This window comes from Allobrachymonas chironomi DSM 19884, assembly GCF_000374625.1.
Taxonomy (GTDB): Bacteria; Pseudomonadota; Gammaproteobacteria; order Burkholderiales; family Burkholderiaceae_C; genus Brachymonas; species Brachymonas chironomi.
Window position 1 is genome coordinate 40872 of record NZ_KB894771.1, and the last position, 18461, is coordinate 59332.

At 64.1% G+C, this 18461-nt stretch carries 15 protein-coding genes; 11 read left to right on the plus strand and 4 right to left on the minus strand.

Annotated features, from left to right (window positions below; translation table 11 throughout):
- The first annotated feature begins 4 nt into the window (after window positions 1-4).
- From C513_RS0108500 to C513_RS13715, 5 genes are all read left to right on the plus strand, one after another.
- On the plus strand, window positions 5-526 hold the full coding sequence (locus tag C513_RS0108500; RefSeq protein WP_018715627.1) for a DUF3486 family protein: 522 nt from the start codon (window positions 5-7) through the stop codon (window positions 524-526).
- On the plus strand, window positions 523-2055 hold the full coding sequence (locus C513_RS0108505; RefSeq protein WP_018715628.1) for a terminase large subunit domain-containing protein: 1533 nt from the start codon (window positions 523-525) through the stop codon (window positions 2053-2055). Before C513_RS0108500 ends, C513_RS0108505 begins: the two co-directional genes overlap by 4 nt.
- An 11-nt stretch (window positions 2056-2066) precedes the next feature.
- Window positions 2067-3671 (plus strand): DUF935 domain-containing protein, encoded by a 1605-nt coding sequence (locus tag C513_RS0108510; protein WP_018715629.1) that lies wholly within the window; start codon window positions 2067-2069, stop codon window positions 3669-3671.
- Window positions 3664-4920, plus strand: coding sequence for a phage head morphogenesis protein (locus C513_RS13710; protein ID WP_018715630.1), 1257 nt, complete (start codon window positions 3664-3666; stop codon window positions 4918-4920). The genes C513_RS0108510 and C513_RS13710 overlap by 8 nt, the downstream gene beginning before the upstream one ends.
- 103 nt (window positions 4921-5023) lie before the next feature.
- A complete protein-coding gene (locus C513_RS13715) occupies window positions 5024-5548 on the plus strand; it encodes a phage virion morphogenesis protein (RefSeq protein WP_018715631.1) in 525 nt (174 codons plus the stop codon).
- Window positions 5549-5623: 75 nt separating this feature from the next.
- Here C513_RS13715 and C513_RS13100 read toward each other — a convergent pair whose 3' ends face one another.
- From C513_RS13100 to C513_RS0108535, 3 genes are all read right to left on the minus strand, one after another.
- Window positions 5624-6463 carry an HlyD family secretion protein gene (locus C513_RS13100; RefSeq protein WP_083927384.1) on the minus strand — a complete coding sequence of 280 codons (840 nt, stop codon included), beginning with the start codon at window positions 6461-6463 and terminating at the stop codon, window positions 5624-5626.
- A 31-nt stretch (window positions 6464-6494) separates the two neighbouring features.
- Window positions 6495-7919, minus strand: coding sequence for an efflux transporter outer membrane subunit (locus C513_RS0108530; protein ID WP_018715633.1), 1425 nt, complete (start codon window positions 7917-7919; stop codon window positions 6495-6497).
- 190 nt (window positions 7920-8109) lie between these two features.
- A complete protein-coding gene (locus C513_RS0108535; protein ID WP_051084423.1) occupies window positions 8110-8658 on the minus strand; it encodes an acyloxyacyl hydrolase in 549 nt (182 codons plus the stop codon).
- A gap of 346 nt (window positions 8659-9004) precedes the next feature.
- On the opposite strand from C513_RS0108535, the gene C513_RS0108540 reads away from it, so the two are divergent.
- From C513_RS0108540 to C513_RS0108565, 5 genes are all read left to right on the plus strand, one after another.
- Complete coding sequence (locus C513_RS0108540) at window positions 9005-10132, plus strand: AraC family transcriptional regulator (RefSeq protein ID WP_018715635.1); 1128 nt, start codon at window positions 9005-9007, stop codon at window positions 10130-10132.
- A gap of 276 nt (window positions 10133-10408) precedes the next feature.
- Window positions 10409-12304, plus strand: a complete 1896-nt coding sequence (locus C513_RS13105; protein ID WP_018715636.1) for a DEAD/DEAH box helicase — start codon at window positions 10409-10411, stop codon at window positions 12302-12304.
- 186 nt (window positions 12305-12490) lie between these two features.
- Window positions 12491-14845, plus strand: coding sequence for a UvrD-helicase domain-containing protein (locus C513_RS0108555; RefSeq protein WP_018715638.1), 2355 nt, complete (start codon window positions 12491-12493; stop codon window positions 14843-14845).
- 75 nt (window positions 14846-14920) lie between these two features.
- Window positions 14921-15496, plus strand: coding sequence for a copper resistance protein NlpE (locus C513_RS0108560; RefSeq protein ID WP_018715639.1), 576 nt, complete (start codon window positions 14921-14923; stop codon window positions 15494-15496).
- A 27-nt stretch (window positions 15497-15523) separates the two neighbouring features.
- Complete coding sequence (locus C513_RS0108565) at window positions 15524-16633, plus strand: NAD(P)/FAD-dependent oxidoreductase (RefSeq protein ID WP_018715640.1); 1110 nt, start codon at window positions 15524-15526, stop codon at window positions 16631-16633.
- Window positions 16634-16642: 9 nt separating this feature from the next.
- Here the strand turns inward: C513_RS0108565 and C513_RS0108570 are convergent, their stop codons facing one another.
- Window positions 16643-17707: a quinone-dependent dihydroorotate dehydrogenase gene (locus tag C513_RS0108570; protein WP_018715641.1), complete on the minus strand. Its 1065-nt coding sequence runs from the start codon at window positions 17705-17707 to the stop codon at window positions 16643-16645.
- Between the two features lie 80 nt (window positions 17708-17787).
- Here C513_RS0108570 and rpiA point away from each other — a divergent pair, with 80 nt between their 5' ends.
- Window positions 17788-18459 (plus strand): ribose-5-phosphate isomerase RpiA, encoded by a 672-nt coding sequence (gene rpiA / locus C513_RS0108575; protein WP_018715642.1) that lies wholly within the window; start codon window positions 17788-17790, stop codon window positions 18457-18459.
- Window positions 18460-18461 lie beyond the last annotated feature (2 nt).

The following is an 18461-nucleotide window of genomic DNA, read 5'->3' on the forward strand; positions in this document are numbered from 1 at the left end:
CGCCATGCCGCCAAAGAGCAAGGTTCACTCTCTGCCAGCCGCCGTCAAGCAGTGGCTGGACGACGCACTGGTGGAAGGCAACTTCACCGGCTACGAGACACTGGAAGCCGAGTTGAAGCAACGCGGTTTCGACATCAGCAAAAGTAGCCTGCACCGCTACGGCCAGGAGTTTGAAGAGCGCCTCAACGCCCTCAAGCTGGCTACCGAGCAGGCGCGCGCCGTGGTACAGGCCAGCCCCGATGACGATGACGCCATGAACCAGGCACTGATCCGCATCACGCAGGAAAAGCTGTTCTCGCTGATGCTGGATCTGGAGATCGACCCGGCAGAAGTGGACATTGCCAAAATCACCCGCAGCATTGCCGACCTGGCACGCTCCAGCACAGACGCCAAAAAGTACGCCCGCGAGGTGCGCGAGAAAGCCAGGGCTGCTGCCGAGGAAGTCGCCAGCACCGTCAAGAGCGCCGGCCTCACCGACGAAGCCGCAGAGGCCATCCGGGCCAAGATTCTGGGGATTGCGTCGTGACCGTTGCCCCGCATCCTCTGACCCATACAGCGGCCACTGCGGCCGCTGTGCTGCTGCCGTACCAGCAAGCCTGGGTGGCAGACCGCAGCCAGGTCAAGTTGTGCGAAAAATCCCGCCGCGTCGGCTTGAGCTGGGCCGAGGCGGCGCTGTCCGCCTTGGAGGCATCTCGCGCCGGTGGGCAAGACACCTGGTACCTGGGCTACAGCCAGGACATGGCGCGCGAGTTCATTCGCGACTGCGCCTGGTGGTGCGGCCACTACCAGATCGCCGCCGAAACCATGCAGGAAGTGGTGGTGGATGATGAAGGCCAGGACATCCTGGCGTTCCAGATCAAGTTCGCCAGCGGCCACCGCGTGACCGCACTGTCCAGCAGCCCGCGCAACCTGCGCGGCAAGCAGGGCCGCGTGGTGATCGATGAAGCCGCCTTCCACCCGGATCTGAAGGAGCTGCTGAAGGCCGCGTTTGCCTTGCTGATCTGGGGCGGGCAGGTCTCCATCATCAGCACGCACTGGGGCGTGGACAACCCGTTCAACGAGCTGGTGCAGGATGTGCGCGAAGGTCACAAGCATTACAGCCTGCACCGCATCACTTTCAAGGAAGCGCTGGCACAGGGCCTGTACCAGCGCATTTGCCTGGCGACCAAGAAAACATGGTCATCAGCTGGTGAAATCGCCTGGGAAGAGGACATCCGCGCCACCTACCGGCCCAACGATGCCGAGGAACTGGATTGTGTACCCAGCAGCAGCGGTGGCGCCTACCTTTCCCGCGCCCTGATCGAAAGCCGCATGGTGGACGACTCCACAGTCATTCGCTACGCCTGCACCGACGATTTTGTGCACCAGTCCGACCACGTGCGCGAAGCCGACACACAAGGCTGGATCGACAGCTTCCTGAAGCCATTGGTCGACGCCTTGCCCAAGCGCGCCCGCGCCAGCGTCGGCCAGGACTTTGGCCGTACCGGTGACTTGTCCGTCATCATCCCGCTGCTGGAAGACCAGGGCCTGCAGCGCCGCGCCCCGTTCGTCATCGAGCTGCGCAACGTCCCTTTCAAGCAGCAGGAGCAGATCCTGTTCTGGCTGTGCGACCACCTGCCGCGCTTCAACCACCTGGCACTCGACGCACGCGGCAACGGCCAGTACCTGGCCGAGGTGGCCATGCAGCGCTATGGCAGCGCCAGCGTCACCCAGGTCATGCTGACCCAGCAGTGGTACCTGGAGCACATGCCGCGCCTCAAAGCCGCATTTGAAGACGGCACCCTGGCAGAAATCCCCAGGGATTCCGACCTGCTGGCAGACCTGCGCCTGATCACCATGGTCAAGGGCATCCCGCGCATCCCCGAAGGCCGTACCACCGGCAGCGATGGCGGCCAGCGTCACGGTGACGCCGCCGTGGCGCTGTGCATGGCCTGGTACGCCACCAGCCAGGGCGGCGGCCTGATCGAATTCCGCCTGGTGCCCAAGCGAGGCCATGGCGCTGACAACCCCGACATCATGGACGACGACGCATTTGAACGTCGCTCCGACTACTGACAGGAGCCCCCATGGCCATCCTCGACCACACTGGCGCGCCTTTCAAGCAAGACGTGCTGCACGAGCCGCAAACCTCCAGCCTGATCCACCTGCAGCGTCAGGTAGCCGACCACCCCGCCAAGGGCATCACGCCGGCGCGCCTGAACCAGATCCTGAATGCGGCCGAAGAAGGCGACCTGATTGCCCAGCATGAACTGTTCGAAGACATGGAGGAGCGCGACGGCCACCTGTTCAGCGAGTTGGCCAAGCGCAAACGCTCCCTCATCAGCCTGGACTGGGAAATCGCCGCACCGCGCAACGCCAGCCGGGAGGAGGAAGCCGCAGCAGCCTGGGCTACCGAAGTGCTGCAGGACATGGCTGACTTTGAGGACATCCTGTTTGATGCGCTGGACGCCATCAGCCACGGCTTTTCGGCTCTGGAGATTGAATGGTCCATGGTGGGACGTGAATGGATTCCCAACCAGCTGCACCATCGTCCCCAGTCCTGGTTTACGTTGGACCAGGCCACCCGAACCCAGCTGCGCTTGCGTGACCACTCGCAAGATGGCCAGGCACTCAAACCCTTCGGCTGGATGCTGCACAGCCACCGGGCCAAATCCGGCTATCTGGCGCGCAGTGGCTTGGGTCGCATTCTGGTATGGCCGTATTTGTTCAAGCATTACTCGGTAGGTGATCTGGCCGAGTTTCTGGATATTTGCGGTATTCCTATTCGGATTGGCAAATATCCGACCAATGCCAGCGCACAAGAAAAGTCCACGCTCTGGAAAGCCGTGGCCGGCATTGGTCACGCAGCTGCCGGCATCATCCCGCAATCCATGGCATTGGAATTTGAGCAAGCCGCCCAGGGCAGCGAAAAGCCCTTTGAAATGATGATTCGCTGGGCCGAGAATACCCAGACCAAAGCCATTACCGGCAACCTGCCCGGAAACGAAAAAGGCACCGGCAATGGTATTGGCAGCGGCCTGGCCGATTTGGCAGATGATGTGCGCAAGGAAATCCGCGACTCTGATGCCAAACAGCTGGCTGGCACCATCACCAAGCAACTGGTCTATCCGCTGCTGGCCATCAACAAGGGCTGGGCCGACCCGCGCCGCTGCCCGCGCTTCCAGTTTGCGCTGGCCGAAGGTGACGATATCGAGCTGTACGCCAATGCGCTACCCAAGCTGGTGAATATCGGCATGCGCATCCCGCCCGACTGGGCGCATGAGAAACTGCGCATCCCCCAGGCTGGCGACAAAGACCCGGTGCTGGCTACCGTGCAACCTACCGACGCCACACCACAACACCAGCCGCAGCCAGCTCCGCGCAAAGCGGCACTGGCTGCACTCAGCGGCAACGCCCCGGAAATCGACGACGCCTTGCCCGGCCCACAGCCCGACCTGCAGGGCATGCAGGCCATCGACCACGCGGCCCAGCGCCTACCGCCCGAGCAACTCGACGCCCAATTGCAAGCCATGCTCACGCCCGTGCTGCAAGCCATTGCACAGGCAGATAGCCTGGAAGCCGCCCAGGCAGCGCTGGATGCTGCCACGGAACACCTGGACGTGACCGCGTTGGGTGAAGCCCTGCACCGCGCCGGCTTTGCCGCCCACTGGATGGGGCGTGGCGATGCCTGACCCGCAGCTGCAGGCGGTTTTCGGCAAACCGGCCAAGGAGGTGGTCGAATACTTTGACCGCAAACGTCAGCAACCCAGCGAAGGCTGGGAAACCGTCAGCGCTGCCGAGCAACAGCGCGCATTCACCGCCGCCCAAAGCGCCGGCTTCAACATCCTCGGCGATATCCAGGACACCCTGAAACGCGCCCGCGACGAAGGCTGGAGCGTCAGCCAGTTTCAGGATCATCTGGAACCCCTGTTGCGCGCAAAGGGCTGGTGGGGCAAAGCGATTGACCCGGAAACCGGCGAAATCCTGAAGATGTACCCAGGCACCCACAATCCGGTGAAGTATGGTTCCCCCGCTCGCCTGCGCCTGATCTACGACACCAACATGGCCACCAGCTACGGCGCTGGCCGGCGCGAACGGCAAATGGCGGTCAAGGGCGCATTTCCCTATCTGCGCTACATCGCTGTCATGGACGGGCGCACACGCCCCGCACACCGCGCTTTGCACGGTCAGGTCTGGCCGGTGGATCATCCCATCTGGGCCAGCATCTACCCGCCCAACGGCTTTCGCTGCCGTTGCATGACGCAATCCCTCACAGGCGATGACGTACCCCCCGGCACATTGAACGAGGGCGGGGACGGCATCGAAAAATACGTACCTGTGAATGCGGCACGCGACATGGTCAAGCTGCGCGGCTGGCGCACGGCAGACGGCCGAGAGTTCTACCCCGACGCCGGTTTCGACGTTGCACCCGGAACTTCAGCCAGCCACTTGGAACACCTGGCCCGCAGCCTGGAGCGCCTCCCCGAATCGGCTCGCATTCCTGCCGCCTCGGTACTGACCAAAAGCCAGGCCTTTTCCCTCTGGCGTGAAAACCCGCAGGGCAACTTCCCCATCGCTGTCGCCAGCCAGAAAGACGCCAACCGCATCGGCCAAAAAGAAGGCTCCCGTATCGTCAACCTGTCACCGGATACCATGGCAAAGCAGGATCGGGTGCACAAGGAATTGACCAATGCTGAATATCTGCTGGTGCAGAAATCCATGTCACTGGGCAAAGTCATTCAGGAAGGTGCGCACAACCTGATCTATGTGTATGAGGAAGGCGGACAGGTGGCAGTAGTCAAAGCCACCAAGACAGGACAGGCGCTGTTCCTGACCAGCGTGCGCCGGCTGCATACCAGCGACAAGGCCAAAGGGAAAGAAATTCTCCGCTTACTGGGGAAAGGTGCAGGTGGTGGGGCCCCCCAGCCCTCAACTAAATGAGGCAACCCCACATGGCGCTCCGACTAACGTCATTGCTGACAGCGTGCTACGGCCGGGAGAATATTACCGTGTCACACCTGCCCAACCATTGTAGGATCACCCCATGCTCGAGATCAAGATAGACGCCTCCCAGCTCAACGCCCAGCTGGATCAGCTCATGCAACGGCTGCAACGTCCGTCCGCGCTCATGGCCGCAGTTGCCCAAAGTCTCGAAAGCCAAACCCAGCAGGCGTTCTACCAGCAGGGCCAGCCTGGCGGCGACAAATGGCAGAGCCTCTCGGAATCCACCATCGCCCAGCGCACCCTGGGCCGTAAGGGCAAAAACCCGGAACCGCCCAGCTGGCCCGGCCAGATCCTGAACCGCAGCGGTGGGCGCGGCCTGTTAGGCAGCGTCATGAGCGGCAGCACTGCTTCAACAGCATCGGTGGGGGCCGGCAGCGGCAAATCGGCCAAATATGCCAAAATCCACCAGTTCGGCGGTCAAGCTGGCCGTGGCCGCAAAGTCACCATCCCGGCCCGCCCGTACCTACCCATCACCCCCAGCACAGGCGGCCAGGCTCTGACCCCGCATGCAGAAAAGGCCATCATCAAGATGGCCCTCAAATTCATCGAAAACGGCGCGCCCTGACTGTTGCAGCAATTGCAAAAGATTTTCAGACCCGTCCCACACCTTCCCGGCAAATCCCACAACTTCCCGGATTTATCAAGCCAAAATCCATTGAGTTATCTCAGTTCCTGACACAATGGCCACGCGACCGGCCACCTGTTCCGGGATGAAGAAGGTCATGTAGACATCGCCCAGGTCAATCATGTTGAGCGCCGGGGCGCCAGCTCCCAGCACCTCGTTTGGCTGCACGATGCGGTACTGCACGCGGGCATCGCGCGGGGCCACCAGCACGCTGTCTTCGACTTCGGTATGGACGCGCTGCACCGTGGCCGAGGCCGCATCGACCGCCGATTTGGCGCTGTCGATCTGAATCCGGGCGGCCGCCGTGGCGGACTGCGCCGCCACATGCTGGGCCTTGGCGGCATTCAGCTGGGCTTGGGCAGTCTTGACGCGGGCGCGGTCATCGTCCAGCTCCTGCATCGACGAGGCGCCTTCGCGTGCCAGCACCTCGGTGCGGCGCAGCTTGCGGCGGGCGGCATCGAGCTGGCTTTCGGCGCTGACCACGGCAGCCTGTGCGGCGGCCTCGTCGCTGCTGCGCAATGACACCATGGCACGGGCATTGCTGACGCCGGTCACGGCCTGCTGGTGGTAGGCCTCGGCCTCGTTGCGCTGGGCGTTCAGGGCGGCGATGTCCATGCGCACCAGCGGCTGGCCGGCCTTGACGAAATCACCTTCGTTGACCAGCACTTCGGCCACGCGGCCGGCCAGCTTGCTGGTGGCATTGATTTCGGTGGCTTCGATACGGCCATTGCCGCTGACAAAGCCCTCGCCGGGGCCCTGGTCCTGGCTGGCCTGCCAGCCGTAATAGCCGGCCAGTGCCAGCGCTACCGCCGCAGCGGTCAGCATCAGTGTCTTGGGGGTGAGTTGCAGTTTCATGGGTCAGTAGCGTGATCAGGTGCGAAGGGCATCAGGGCAAGGGGGCGGGCGTACTGCCCAGGGCACCGCCGCCCAGGGCGGCAAACAGGGTGATGTGGGTGGCCAGCAGCTGGCGCCGGGTCACGACCCAGTCCTGCTCGGCCTGCAACAGGCTGCGCTCGGCATCCAGTACCTCCAGGTAGCTGATGGCGCCGCTGTCGTAGCGCATGCGCACCAGCCGGGTACGTTCGCGCTGCACCTGCAAGCCCTGCTGTTGGGTGGCCAGCTGCCGTTCCAGCCAGTGCCGGGCACTCAGGGCATCGGCCACATCGCGAAAGGCCGATTGCACGGTTTTCTCGTATCGGGCCACGGCCATGTCGGCCCGGACTTCGGCCAGATTCAGGTTGTTGCGCAGCCGGCCGGCCGTGAAAATCGGCAGCGACAGGCTGGGCATGAAACTCCAGCTGCGGCTGCCGCCCTGGAACAAGCCATCCAGTTCGCTGCTGGCCGTGCCGAACATGCCGGTCAGCGAGATGCTGGGAAAAAAGGCGGCTCGCGCCGCGCCAATCCGGGCATTGGCTGCCGCCAGCTGGTGCTCGGCGGCCACGATATCGGGCCGTTCTGTCAGCAGCGAGGAGGGCAGGCCGGCCTGCAGCGGCGGCAGTGAGTCCGGCAGGCCGGCCTGTGGCGTCAGGTCCACCGGGCCGCCAGCCAGCAGGGCCAGCGCATGGCCGTTGCGTTCGCGCGCCTGTTCCAGTTGTTCCAGCAAGGCCTGGGCCTGGGTCAACAGTGTTTGCACCTGGGTCAGCTCCAGCCGCGAGCTGGCTCCCACCTGGTAGCGGCGGGTGTAGATGCGGGTCGATTCCTGGCGTGAGGCGACCGAAGCACGCGCAATGGCGATGCGCTGGTCGTACTCGCGCTGCAGCAGCCAGGCATGGGCCAATTCGGCCACCAGGCTGGTGCGCAGGGCGCGCTGGGCGGCATCGGTGGCCAGGTAGTTCTGCAGGGCCGCCTGCTCCAGATGGCGGATGCGGCCCCAGAAGTCGATTTCCCAGCTGGCCACACCCAGTCCCACGCTGTATTGGCTACCAATGACGGCAGTGCGGCTGGGAGACAGGTCGGCAGGGGTACGGCCGCGGCTGCCATCGGCCGCCAGGCCCACGGCAGGTGCCAGTTCGGCACGCTGGATGCCGTAAAGTGCCTGCGCTTCCTGCACCTGCAGCACGGCGCTGCGCAGGTCGCGGTTCCGGGCCAGGGCCTGTTCGATCAGGGTCTGCAGCTGCGGATCGGTGAAGTAGTCGCGCCAGGCGGTATCGGCGCTGACATGGGTGTGCAGGCCGTTGTCCCGGCTGTAGCTGGCGGGGAGCAGCAAGGCGGTATCGGCCTGGTGCTGGCCACCCGGTATGGCACAGCCGCTGGCCAGTGCCACAGGCAGCAGTGCCAGGCCGGCACGCAGCAACAAGGTCTCTCGTACCATGGGGAGGAAATCCTGTCAGGGTCGCTGCCGGGGCATGGCGACCGGATGGTGCCCGGAGGCCATCGCCAGCCCGGGCAAAAGGCCATTATGCCCGCCTGGTCGGCGCTGCAGGGCAAAATCCGCCGTTACAAACGACAAGGCAGTGTCGGAACGCGACACTGCCTGTAGTTCGAGACGCTGCAGCGCCGTCTTATCGGAACTTGTACTGGTAGTACATCAGGCCAAAATTCATGCCGTCATTGGGTTTCTTGATGCCGGCGTTGGACAGGTGTACATAGCGTGTTCCCACGGTGTGGCGCTGCTTCGGGCCCCACTGGTAGCCTACGCCCAGCATGTCGGAAAACTGGAAGGCGGTCGACAGGTTGGTATCGGAGGACATGCGCGTGTTGGACAGCAGGCGTACGCCGACCGAGCCTTCGGTAAACAGGCGCTCATGCTGGCCCAGGGGGCGGATCAGGCGCAAAATGGGCGAATAGCCGAATTCGACGGTGTCGCTGGCATGGGGAACATCCCAGAAACCCAGCTCCACTTCATGGCGCAGGCCCAAATGCCATTTTTCGCCTTGCCACAGTGGCCGTTCACGGTCCCAGCCGGCAATGATGCCGACTTTTTTGGCGCTTTCATCCCCGGCCCCCACGACCATGCCCCAGTCATCGGCCAGTGCCTGACCCGCGCCCGCGAACAGCAGGGCAGCAGTCAGAAGGGAACTACGGATGGGGCGGACAGCAGCAAGTGACATGGTGTGCGGGAGGCAGAAAGGTGAAAAACAGAACGGATGATGCCATTGGCACCCGCCCCCTGTCAGAGCCGGCGCCCAATACACCTGCAATGACCTGGGGGTATGCTGAAGTCAGCTGCCAGGCTGGTCGTCTGCCCCCCTTGATCTGGTGCTTCAGGCCTTGCCAGCCGGCACTGACTTTGGGTTCCATGCAATATAGGCAAGGCGACATGATGAGGCACGACATCCTTGTGTCCGATCCCGACAGGAAAAGCCGCAGTAGGCGTGTTGCGTCCCGTTTCGTTTTAATCTGCTAGCCTGGATTTCCCTGCAGGCGGCTTGCCTGCGCCCGCCCTTGCCTGACCCGATGCCCACTACCTCCTCCCGCACCACCGCCTTGTCTGATGACAGCTCCATGGCACATGGCACGACTGTTGCTGTGTCACTGGTGCACATGTTCATTGATCTGCTGCCGCCCGAAGACCGCGACCTGGAGCGTCTGTATGCGCTGGCGGGTATCACGGCGGAAGATGTGTCCAGTCCCGACAACCGGGTGCCCAAGCGCGCCATGTACACCCTGGTGGGAGAGCTGCTGGAGCGGCTGGCGGAAGGCAAGGAAGACAGCGAACTGGTGATGCTGGCGCACCAGTCCATCCATCCCGGCATGTTGCAGATCGTGGGCTATCTGATGATGGGCAGCAACACCCTGATGGAAGCCTTGCAGCGGCTGGCCCGTTACGCCCCCTTGCTGGACGACAGCCTGAGCATCAGCCTGGGCGAGGAGGCTGGCGGCTGCCGCCTGACCTTCCATGCTGATGACCTGCAACCCCGACCGCGCGTGCTGCAGGACATGATGGTAGCGGGCCTGCTCGGTTTCCTGCGCATGCTGCGCGGGGGCAAGCCCTTGCGGGTCTGGGAGGTCGCCATGACCTACGATGCGCCCAATCCCCGGATTCTGGCCATGGCCCGGCAGCGCCATATCCGGCTGACGTGCGGTGCCCACGCGAATTCCCTGGTGCTGGAGCGGACACAGCTGGACGATCCCCTGTTGCCCAGTTCGCCCCTGCTGTCTGAAATCCACATGCGGGTGGCGGATTTCAAGCTGGAGGAGCTGCGTGCCAATTCCCCCGTCTACCTGCGGGTGCGACAGCTGATCATGGAGCGTCTGCAACAGCAGCCGCCGACCATCGAGGACATTGCCGGCCTGCTGCACATGACGCCGCGCAGCCTGCAACGCAGCCTGCAGGCCGAGGGCTGGCAATACCGCCAGCTGCTGACAGAGGTGCGGCGCGACATGACCCGGCTCTACCTGTGCCACACCAGCTACTCGATCAAGGAAGTGGCCTATCGTCTGGGTTTTCGCGAACTGAGCAGTTTTCACCGTTTCTGCATGCGCTGGTTCGGCCTGACGCCCTTGCAGTTGCGCAAGGCCGAAGGCAAGCCGGTGGCCCGCCTGAGCGACGAACTGGGGCTGGCCGATACGGTGCCGGAATAGGGTGCTGGTGCCATACAACAACAGCAGCGCTTGGTAAAAACCCGAATTTCGTTGATAATAAGAGGATCCCGTGGGGGCGATGGTTGCCAGCAGACAGGCAACGGATTGCAAACAGGCCCCCAATCGCGTACATCTCCCATCTCACACCCGGCATGCACTTGCATGTCCCTCCCGCATGTTTCTGTCATGCGGTGAATGAACGTCAGACGGTGGATGCACATTACCTACCCTGACGTTGCGCAGCCCTGCGGGCTGGCGCACGTGTGAGATTTATTCATGTATCAAGAAGCCTCTCAGGCTGGCGCAGCCGCGCAGCCGCAATCCCCTGTTGCCGAACAACTGCCGGGCAATCCGATTCCCGATCCCCATCTGCATGCCGAGCTGCAGCCCGAAGCCCTGGTCGCCGTCGAAGACGGTCAGCCCAACGGTTTTACCGAACTGAATCTGGCCGAGCCGCTGGTACAGGCCTGTGTCGACCTGGGCTATACCCAGCCGACCGTGGTCCAGTCCAGGGCGATTCCGCTGGCGCTGAACGAAGGCTCCAGCTCTTTCATCGACCTGATGGTGTCCAGCCAGACCGGCAGCGGCAAGACCGCAGCCTTCCTGCTGCCGGTGCTGCATACGCTGCTGCAACAGCAGGAAGCCGCGCAGGAGCAGGAACGCATCGAATGGCAGCGCAAGGTAGATGAAGCCGCCGCCAGTGGCGAGCCGGCACCCAAGCGTCCGCGCCGCAAGAACCCGACCGACCGTCGCCACTTCAAGGCCGCCGAGCCCGGCGCGCTGGTGCTGTGCCCGACGCGCGAACTCGCGCAGCAGGTGGCGCATGACGCCATCGACCTGGTCAAGCACTGCAAGGGCTTGCGCATTGCCCACGTGGTGGGTGGCATGCCCTACGCGATCCAGATTGCCCGCCTGCAGAGCGCCGATCTGGTGGTGGCGACGCCGGGCCGTCTGCTGGACCTGCAGCGCAGCATGCAGATCAAGCTGGAAAAAGTGCAGTTCCTGGTGGTGGACGAAGCCGACCGCATGCTGGATCTGGGCTTTGCCGAAGACCTGGCCGAAATCCATGCCCTGACCGCCGAGCGCCGCCAGACCATGATGTTCAGCGCCACCTTTGCGCCGCGCATCCAGCAGCTGGCCACCCGCGTCATGCGCGAGCCGCAAAAAATCCAGATCGATACGCCGCAGGAAAAGCACGCGTCCATCGAGCAGAAGCTCTACTGGGCCGACAACTTCGCCCACAAGCGCGCCATGCTGGACCACTGGCTGCGTGACCCGTCGATCGAGCAGGCCATCGTGTTTGCCAGCACCCAGATCGAATGTGACGGCCTGGCCGAAGACCTGCAGCAGGCCGGTTTTGCCGCCGTGGCGTTGCATGGTGCCCTGAGCCAGGGCCTGCGCAACCGTCGCCTGCAGGCGCTGCGTCAGGGCAAGATCCAGTTCCTGGTGGCGACAGACGTGGCCGCGCGTGGCATCGACGTGCCCAGCATCACCCACGTGTTCAACTTCGGTCTGCCGATGAAGGCCGAGGACTACACGCACCGCATCGGCCGTACCGGTCGTGCCGGCCGCAGTGGCATTGCCGTGACCTTTGCCGAATTCCGTGACCGTTTCCGCATCTGGGACATTGAGGAGTTTACCCAGCAGCCGCTGATGACGGCCGTGATTCCGGGCATGGAGCCCGAGCAGCGCACACCCACGCGCCATCCGCCCAAGGGCAAGAGCCGCGCTGCTGGTGCGCCGGGCCATGGCGGTCGCGGTGGCAAGCGTTCCTTCGGCGGTGGCCGTGATCGTGGCGGCTTTGGCCAGGACAACCGCTTTGGCGGTGGTGATCGTGGCGGCGTGCGCCAGGAGCGTGGTGGTTTCGGTGGCGAGCGCGAGTTTGCCCAGGACCGTCAGGAGCGTGGCTTCCAGCAGCGCGATCGCGGTTTTGCCAATGACCGCGGCTTCCAGCAGGACCGTGGCGATCGTGGTTTCCAGCAGCGTGACCGCGGCTTTGCTGGCGGTTTCGGTGATGCCCCGGCGCGCAAGCCGCGTCCGGCAGCAGCCGGTCATGCCGGTGGCCGCCGTGGCGGCGACACCGCAACGCGTGAAGCCCGCCCGGCGCACGGCGAATGGCGCAAGCCGGCCGGTGGTCCGCGTCGTGGCAACGGTGGCGGCAACCGCTACTGATCTGCCCGACCCAGGTCGTTCGCGAATGGCCTGATACCGGTCTGACCAGAGCCGGTCACTGCAAGGTGACCGGCTTTTTTGCGTCTGCCAGCAGGTGCTGGAACAGGACGAAAAATGCCGGGGAATTCTGCGTGGCCTCCCCGGTGATCTGCCGCATGACGAACGCTTTGTACCTACAATAGCGGCATGTCTTCCCTGTTCGATGATCTCACCTCCTTCGCGCCTCCCGCCTCAGACGACAAGCTGCTGCACGGCCTCAATCCCGAGCAGCGCCACGCCGTCACGCTGCCCGATGAACACGCCCTGATCCTCGCCGGTGCCGGCTCCGGCAAGACGCGCGTGCTGACCACGCGCATCGCCTGGCTGCTGCAACAGCAGCGTGTCTCGCCCGGTGGCCTGCTGGCCGTCACCTTTACCAACAAGGCCGCCAAGGAGATGAATGCGCGCCTGTCGGCGATGCTGCCGTTGAACGTGCGCGGCATGTGGATCGGCACTTTCCATGGCCTGTGCAACCGTTTTCTGCGCGCACATTACCAGGTGGCCGGCTTGCCGCAGGGCTTCCAGATCCTGGACACGCAGGATCAGCTTTCTGCCATCAAGCGTCTCTACAAGCAGCACGGCATCTCGGACGACCAGTTCCCGGCCAAGCAGATGCAGTGGTTCATCGGTGGCTGCAAGGAAGAGGGCATGCGTCCCGGCGATGTGCCGGTGCACGATGCCGAAAGCCGCCGCAAGGCCGAAATCTACCAGCTCTACGAGGAGCAGTGCCAGCGTGAAGGCGTGGTCGACTTTGGCGAGCTGATGCTGCGCAGCTACGAGATTCTGCGCGACTACCCGCTGGTGCGCCAGCACTACCAGCGCCGCTTCCGCCATATCCTGGTGGACGAGTTCCAGGACACCAACCGTCTGCAATATCTGTGGCTCAAGCAACTGGTCTCCGATGGCAGCGAAGGGGTGCCGGCCAACGCCGTGCTGGCCGTGGGCGATGATGACCAGAGCATTTATGCCTTCCGTGGTGCCCGCGTCGGCAACATGAACGATTTCGTCACCGAGCTGAAAGTGCAGCACCAGATCAAGCTGGAGCAGAACTACCGCAGCTACAGCAATATCCTGGACAGTGCCAACGTGCTGATCAGCCACAACAAGCGCCGTCTCGGCAAGAACCTGCGCACCGATCAGGGGGCAGGCGAGCCGGTGCGCGTGATGGAGCAGGCCAGTGACCTGTCCGAGGCACGCTGGATCGTGGATGAAATCCGCCAGCTGGTGGCCGATGGCCGTTCGCGCAAGGAAATCGCCGTCCTCTACCGCAGCAATGCGCAGAGCCGGGTGATCGAATCCACGCTGTTCAATGTCGGCATGCCGTACCGCGTCTATGGCGGGTTGCGCTTCTTCGAGCGCGCCGAGATCAAGCATGCGCTGGCCTATCTGCGCCTGCTGGACAATCCGCGTGACGACACCAGCTTCATGCGCGTGGTCAACTTTCCGGCGCGTGGCATTGGTGCCCGCACGCTGGAACAGTTGCAGGATGCGGCGCGCGGCCAGCAAAGCGCATTGACCGATGCCGTGGCGCTGGTGGCGGGCAAGGCCGGTGCCAACCTCGCGTCCTTTGTGGCGAAGATCGATGCCATGCGCGACCAGTCGGCCGACCTGAGCCTGAAGCAGATTGTCGAGCTGGTGCTGGAGCACAGCGGCTTGCTGGAACATTACGGCAACGAGCGCGATGGTGCCGACCGTATCGAGAACCTGCAGGAATTGGTCAACGCTGCCGAAAGCTTCGTCAGCATCGAAGGATTTGGCCGCGAGAGCGCCGGCCTGCAGCCGGTGGACATGCGCCCGGCCGATGCCACTGTGGTCGCAGGCGAGGAGGCCGTGCTGCCTGACGGTGAAACGCTGTCACCGCTGGCGGCCTTCCTGACCCACGCCGCGCTCGAGGCCGGAGACAACCAGGCCCAGGCCGGACAGGATGCCGTGCAGCTGATGACGGTGCACGCGGCCAAGGGGCTGGAGTTTGATGTGGTCTTCATCAGTGGTCTGGAAGAAGGCCTGTTCCCGCACGAAAACGCCATGAACGACTTCGACGGTCTGGAAGAGGAACGTCGCCTGATGTACGTGGCCATTACGCGGGCGCGCCAGCGTCTCTATCTGAGCCATGCACAGACGCGCATGCTGCACGGCCAGACGCGCTACCACATCCGCAGCCGCTTCCTCGACGAACTGCCGGAAGAATGCCTGAAATGGATCACGCCGCAGCGCAGCGGTTTTGCCGATGCCATACCGGGCCGCTGGCGACAGGACGACGAAGCGCAGTGGAACCAGGACGTGCGCCAGTCGGTGGGCCTGCCCGCCGCCGAGATCCCGCGCAAGCAGCAGGACGGTCATGGCCTGCACAAGGGCATGCGCGTGTTCCACGCCAAGTTTGGCGAAGGCGATGTGCTGCTGATCGAAGGCAGCGGTACCGATGCCAAGGCCAAGATCAACTTTCCGCGCCATGGCGTCAAGTGGCTGGCCCTGGCCGTGGCCAAGCTCACGCCCATCGAATAACCCGCCGTCGCCTGCTGCCGGATGTCACAATGGCAGGCAAGGCATGCTGCCGAAGATGTGAAGGAGATTGCAACTATGAGCCATTCCAAGCCCACGCTGCGGACTGGATGGATGCTGGCCCTGGGATCGTTCTGGCTGGCCGGATGTAGCACGGTATCGCTGGATAGCCCCGGCTGGCCGCCGCTGCGCGGCACAGGCACTGCGGCACCGGTCATCAACCAGAGCACGCCGCAGGCACCGGTGGCACCGTGGGTGCCCGATGCCGGCGTCGTGGTCACGCCGGTGCAGGATATCCGCGTGGAGCCGGTCCCGCCGGTAGCGGACCAGGCTCCGGCCCCGGCCGAGGATATCAGCTGGGTTGGCCATTATGCCGGCAGCCTGCCGTGTACCGATTGCCCCGGCATCCGCACGCTGCTGTCGCTGTACGAGGACGGCAGCTACATCCTGAGCATGAAGCGCGAAACCGTCAGTGCGCTGCCGGTGATCCAGCGCGGGCAGACCAGCTGGAGCGCGGACCGCCGCATGCTGCAGCTGGACAGGGATGGAGAATACCGCCGCTATGCGTATCAGGCTGGCCAGCTGCAACAGCTGGATGCCGATGGCTCGCCCATGGGTGATCGTTACCAGCTGAAACTGCGCCAGGAAGACTGACGGTTTCCGTTTCACGGAGCGGGACAGGTGGACACAGTCGATGCCGTCGTCATCGGAGCCGGTGCCGTGGGGCTGGCCTGCGCTCGCAGCCTGGCGCGCGCCGGCCATGCGGTCATCGTGCTGGAGCGTGCGCTGGCGATCGGGCAGGGCGTTTCCTCGCGCAGCAGCGAAGTCCTGCACGCCGGCTTGTACTATCCCGCGGATTCGCTCAAGGCGCGCCTGTGCGTGCAAGGGCGTGTCCAGCTGCTGCAACTGTGCCAGCGCCATGGCGTGGCGCATCGCCTGACCGGCAAGCTGGTCGTGGCGACCGCGCAGCAGCAGCTGCCGGCCTTGCACGGCCTCTACCGGCAGGCGCAGGCCAATGGCGTCACGGTAGCGCTGCTGGACGCTGCCCAGGCCCAGGCGCTGGAACCCGAAATCGATTGTCTGGCCGCGCTCTGGTCGCCCGATACCGGCATCATCGATAGCCAGGGCATGTTGCTGGCGCTGCAGGCCGAACTGGAGCAGGCGGGTGGTCTGGTGGCGCTGGGCAGCACGGTGGTATCGGCCCGGCTCGGACAGATGCATCATGTGCTGCAGCTCGCCGATGGCAGCGAGCTGGCCTGTCACCTGCTGGTCAATGCGGCATCGCTGCATGCCTGTGCGCTGGCGCGACGTTTCCAGGGGCTGGACCCGCAGCAGCTGCCACAGGAGCGTTTTGCCAAGGGCAGCTATGCCAGTCTGACGGGCAGATCACCGTTTTCGCATCTGGTCTATCCGGCTCCCAGCGGGGCCTGGCTGGGTGTGCACCTGACACTGGATCTGGGCGGACAGGCGCGCTTTGGTCCGGACCACGAATGGCTGGATAGCACCGATCCCGATCAGCTCGACTACCGCGTGGACGAGCAGCGGCTGCAGGCCTTCTACACGGCAGTGCGCCGCTACTGGCCCGATCTGCCGGATGGCGCGCTGCAACCAGCTTACAGCGGTATTCGCCCCACCATTTACGGCCCCGGCCTGCCGGCGCCGGATTTTCGCATCGATGGCCCGGCGCAGCATGGCGTGCCGGGTCTGGTCAACCTGTTCGGCATCGAATCGCCGGGCCTGACCAGCAGCATGGCGATCGGCGACATGGTGGCGGCATGTCTGGCCGCCTGAAATCCGGTATCAGGCTGGCTGCAGGGCTTCGGCCACTTCGCGCACCAGCGCCGAACCCCGGTAGATCAGGCCGGTAAACACCTGCACCACATCGGCACCGGCAGCGCGCTTGGCACGCGCATCGGCACCGCTCATGATGCCGCCGGCACCAATGATCGGAAAATCCGTGCCCAGTGCGGCGCGCAGCTCGCGGATCACGTGGTTGCTCTTCTCGAACACCGGGCGACCGCTCAGGCCGCCGGCCTCGTCAGCATGCGGTTGGCCCTGCACTGCCTCACGGCTGATGGTGGTGTTGGTGGCAATCACGCCGAGGCGGCCGCCGTGGCGGCCATCGGCCGTCATGCCGTAACGGCGCAGCGTGCTGGCAATCAGCGCAATCTGTTCCTGCTCCAGATCCGGGGCAATCTTGATGAACAGCGGCTTGTGCTTGCCATGCTGCTGTGCCAGCAGTTCGCGGCGCTCCATCAACGTGTCCAGCAGCGCATCCAGCGCTGCATCGCTTTGCAGGGCACGCAGATTCTGCGTGTTCGGACTGCTGATGTTGACGGTGACGTAATCGGCCCAGGGGTAGACGCCATCCAGCCCGGCCAGATAGTCGTCAGCCGCCTGTTCGATCGGTGTGCTGGCATTCTTGCCGATATTCAGACCCAGCAGGCTCTTGCTGGGGACCGGGCGGGTGCGCTGCACGTTGCGGATAAAGGCATCCAGGCCATGGTTGTTGAAGCCCATGCGGTTGATCAGGGCCTCGGACGGCGGCAGGCGGAACATGCGCGGTTTGGGGTTGCCCGGCTGGCCCTTGGGCGTGACGGTGCCGACCTCGACAAAGCCGAAACCCATGGCTTCCCAGGCGGCAATGCATTCGGCATTCTTGTCCAGACCGGCGGCCAGTCCGACACGGTTCGGAAAACGCAGGCCGCACAATGTGACCGGATCATTTACAAAGGGCTGGGCAAAGGTGCAGCGCAGCGGCGTGTGCTGCAGGCGCGACAGGGAGCGGATGGTGAATTCATGCGCTGCTTCAGCATCCATGCTGAACAGGGCCGCGCGCGACAGGGAGTAGGGAATCAGTGCCATGGAAGAACGATAATGTGCAGGTGGTGCGATCCGCGTGATCGCATCCTCCCATTGTCCCAAATCCACGGCAGGAAACCCGCATGACCCAAGATGAACTCAAGACCCTGGTTGGCCAGGCAGCGCTGGCCTACGTCACTCCCGGCACGATTGTCGGAGTCGGCACCGGTTCCACCGTCAACAAGTTCATCGATGCCCTGGGCGGCATGAAGGACCACATCAAGGGGGCGGTCAGCAGCTCGCTGGCCTCCACCGAGCGCCTCGAAGCACTCGGCATCCCGGTGTTCACCGCCAGCGAGGCGGGCGAGCTCGATGTCTATATCGATGGTGCCGACGAGATTGACGGCCAGGGCTACATGATCAAGGGGGGCGGTGCAGCGCTCACGCGCGAGAAGATCGTGGCGGCACAAAGCCGGCGCTTCATCTGCATTGCCGATGCCAGCAAGCGCGTCGGCGTACTCGGCCAGTTTCCGCTGCCGGTCGAGATCATTCCCATGGCTACCGGCCGCCTGATCGAGCGCTTTGCCGCCATGGGGGGGCAGGCGATGGTGCGTTCCAGCCAGGGGGCACCGCTGGTCACCGACAATGGCCAGCACATTCTCGATGTGCGCGGCCTGCAGATCCACGATCCGCTGGCCTTCGAAAGCGAAGTCAACCAGTGGCCCGGCGTGATTACCGTCGGCGTGTTTGCCCACCAGAAGGCCGATGTCTGCCTGCTCGGCACCGAAGACGGTGTGGAAACGCTGACGTACTGAAT

What these genes read in the sequence shown, in the direction of transcription:
- C513_RS0108500 (WP_018715627.1), top strand. Translation starts at nt 5, where the DNA reads ATGCCGCCAAAGAGCAAGGTTCACTCTCTGCCAGCCGCCGTCAAGCAG.
- C513_RS0108510 (WP_018715629.1), top strand. Translation starts at nt 2,067, where the DNA reads ATGGCCATCCTCGACCACACTGGCGCGCCTTTCAAGCAAGACGTGCTG.
- C513_RS13710 (WP_018715630.1), top strand. Translation starts at nt 3,664, where the DNA reads ATGCCTGACCCGCAGCTGCAGGCGGTTTTCGGCAAACCGGCCAAGGAG.
- C513_RS13715 (WP_018715631.1), top strand. Translation starts at nt 5,024, where the DNA reads ATGCTCGAGATCAAGATAGACGCCTCCCAGCTCAACGCCCAGCTGGAT.
- C513_RS13100 (WP_083927384.1), bottom strand. Translation starts at nt 6,463, where the DNA reads ATGAAACTGCAACTCACCCCCAAGACACTGATGCTGACCGCTGCGGCG.
- C513_RS0108530 (WP_018715633.1), bottom strand. Translation starts at nt 7,919, where the DNA reads ATGGTACGAGAGACCTTGTTGCTGCGTGCCGGCCTGGCACTGCTGCCT.
- C513_RS0108535 (WP_051084423.1), bottom strand. Translation starts at nt 8,658, where the DNA reads ATGTCACTTGCTGCTGTCCGCCCCATCCGTAGTTCCCTTCTGACTGCT.
- C513_RS0108540 (WP_018715635.1), top strand. Translation starts at nt 9,005, where the DNA reads ATGCCCACTACCTCCTCCCGCACCACCGCCTTGTCTGATGACAGCTCC.
- C513_RS13105 (WP_018715636.1), top strand. Translation starts at nt 10,409, where the DNA reads ATGTATCAAGAAGCCTCTCAGGCTGGCGCAGCCGCGCAGCCGCAATCC.
- C513_RS0108555 (WP_018715638.1), top strand. Translation starts at nt 12,491, where the DNA reads ATGTCTTCCCTGTTCGATGATCTCACCTCCTTCGCGCCTCCCGCCTCA.
- C513_RS0108560 (WP_018715639.1), top strand. Translation starts at nt 14,921, where the DNA reads ATGAGCCATTCCAAGCCCACGCTGCGGACTGGATGGATGCTGGCCCTG.
- C513_RS0108570 (WP_018715641.1), bottom strand. Translation starts at nt 17,707, where the DNA reads ATGGCACTGATTCCCTACTCCCTGTCGCGCGCGGCCCTGTTCAGCATG.
- rpiA (WP_018715642.1), top strand. Translation starts at nt 17,788, where the DNA reads ATGACCCAAGATGAACTCAAGACCCTGGTTGGCCAGGCAGCGCTGGCC.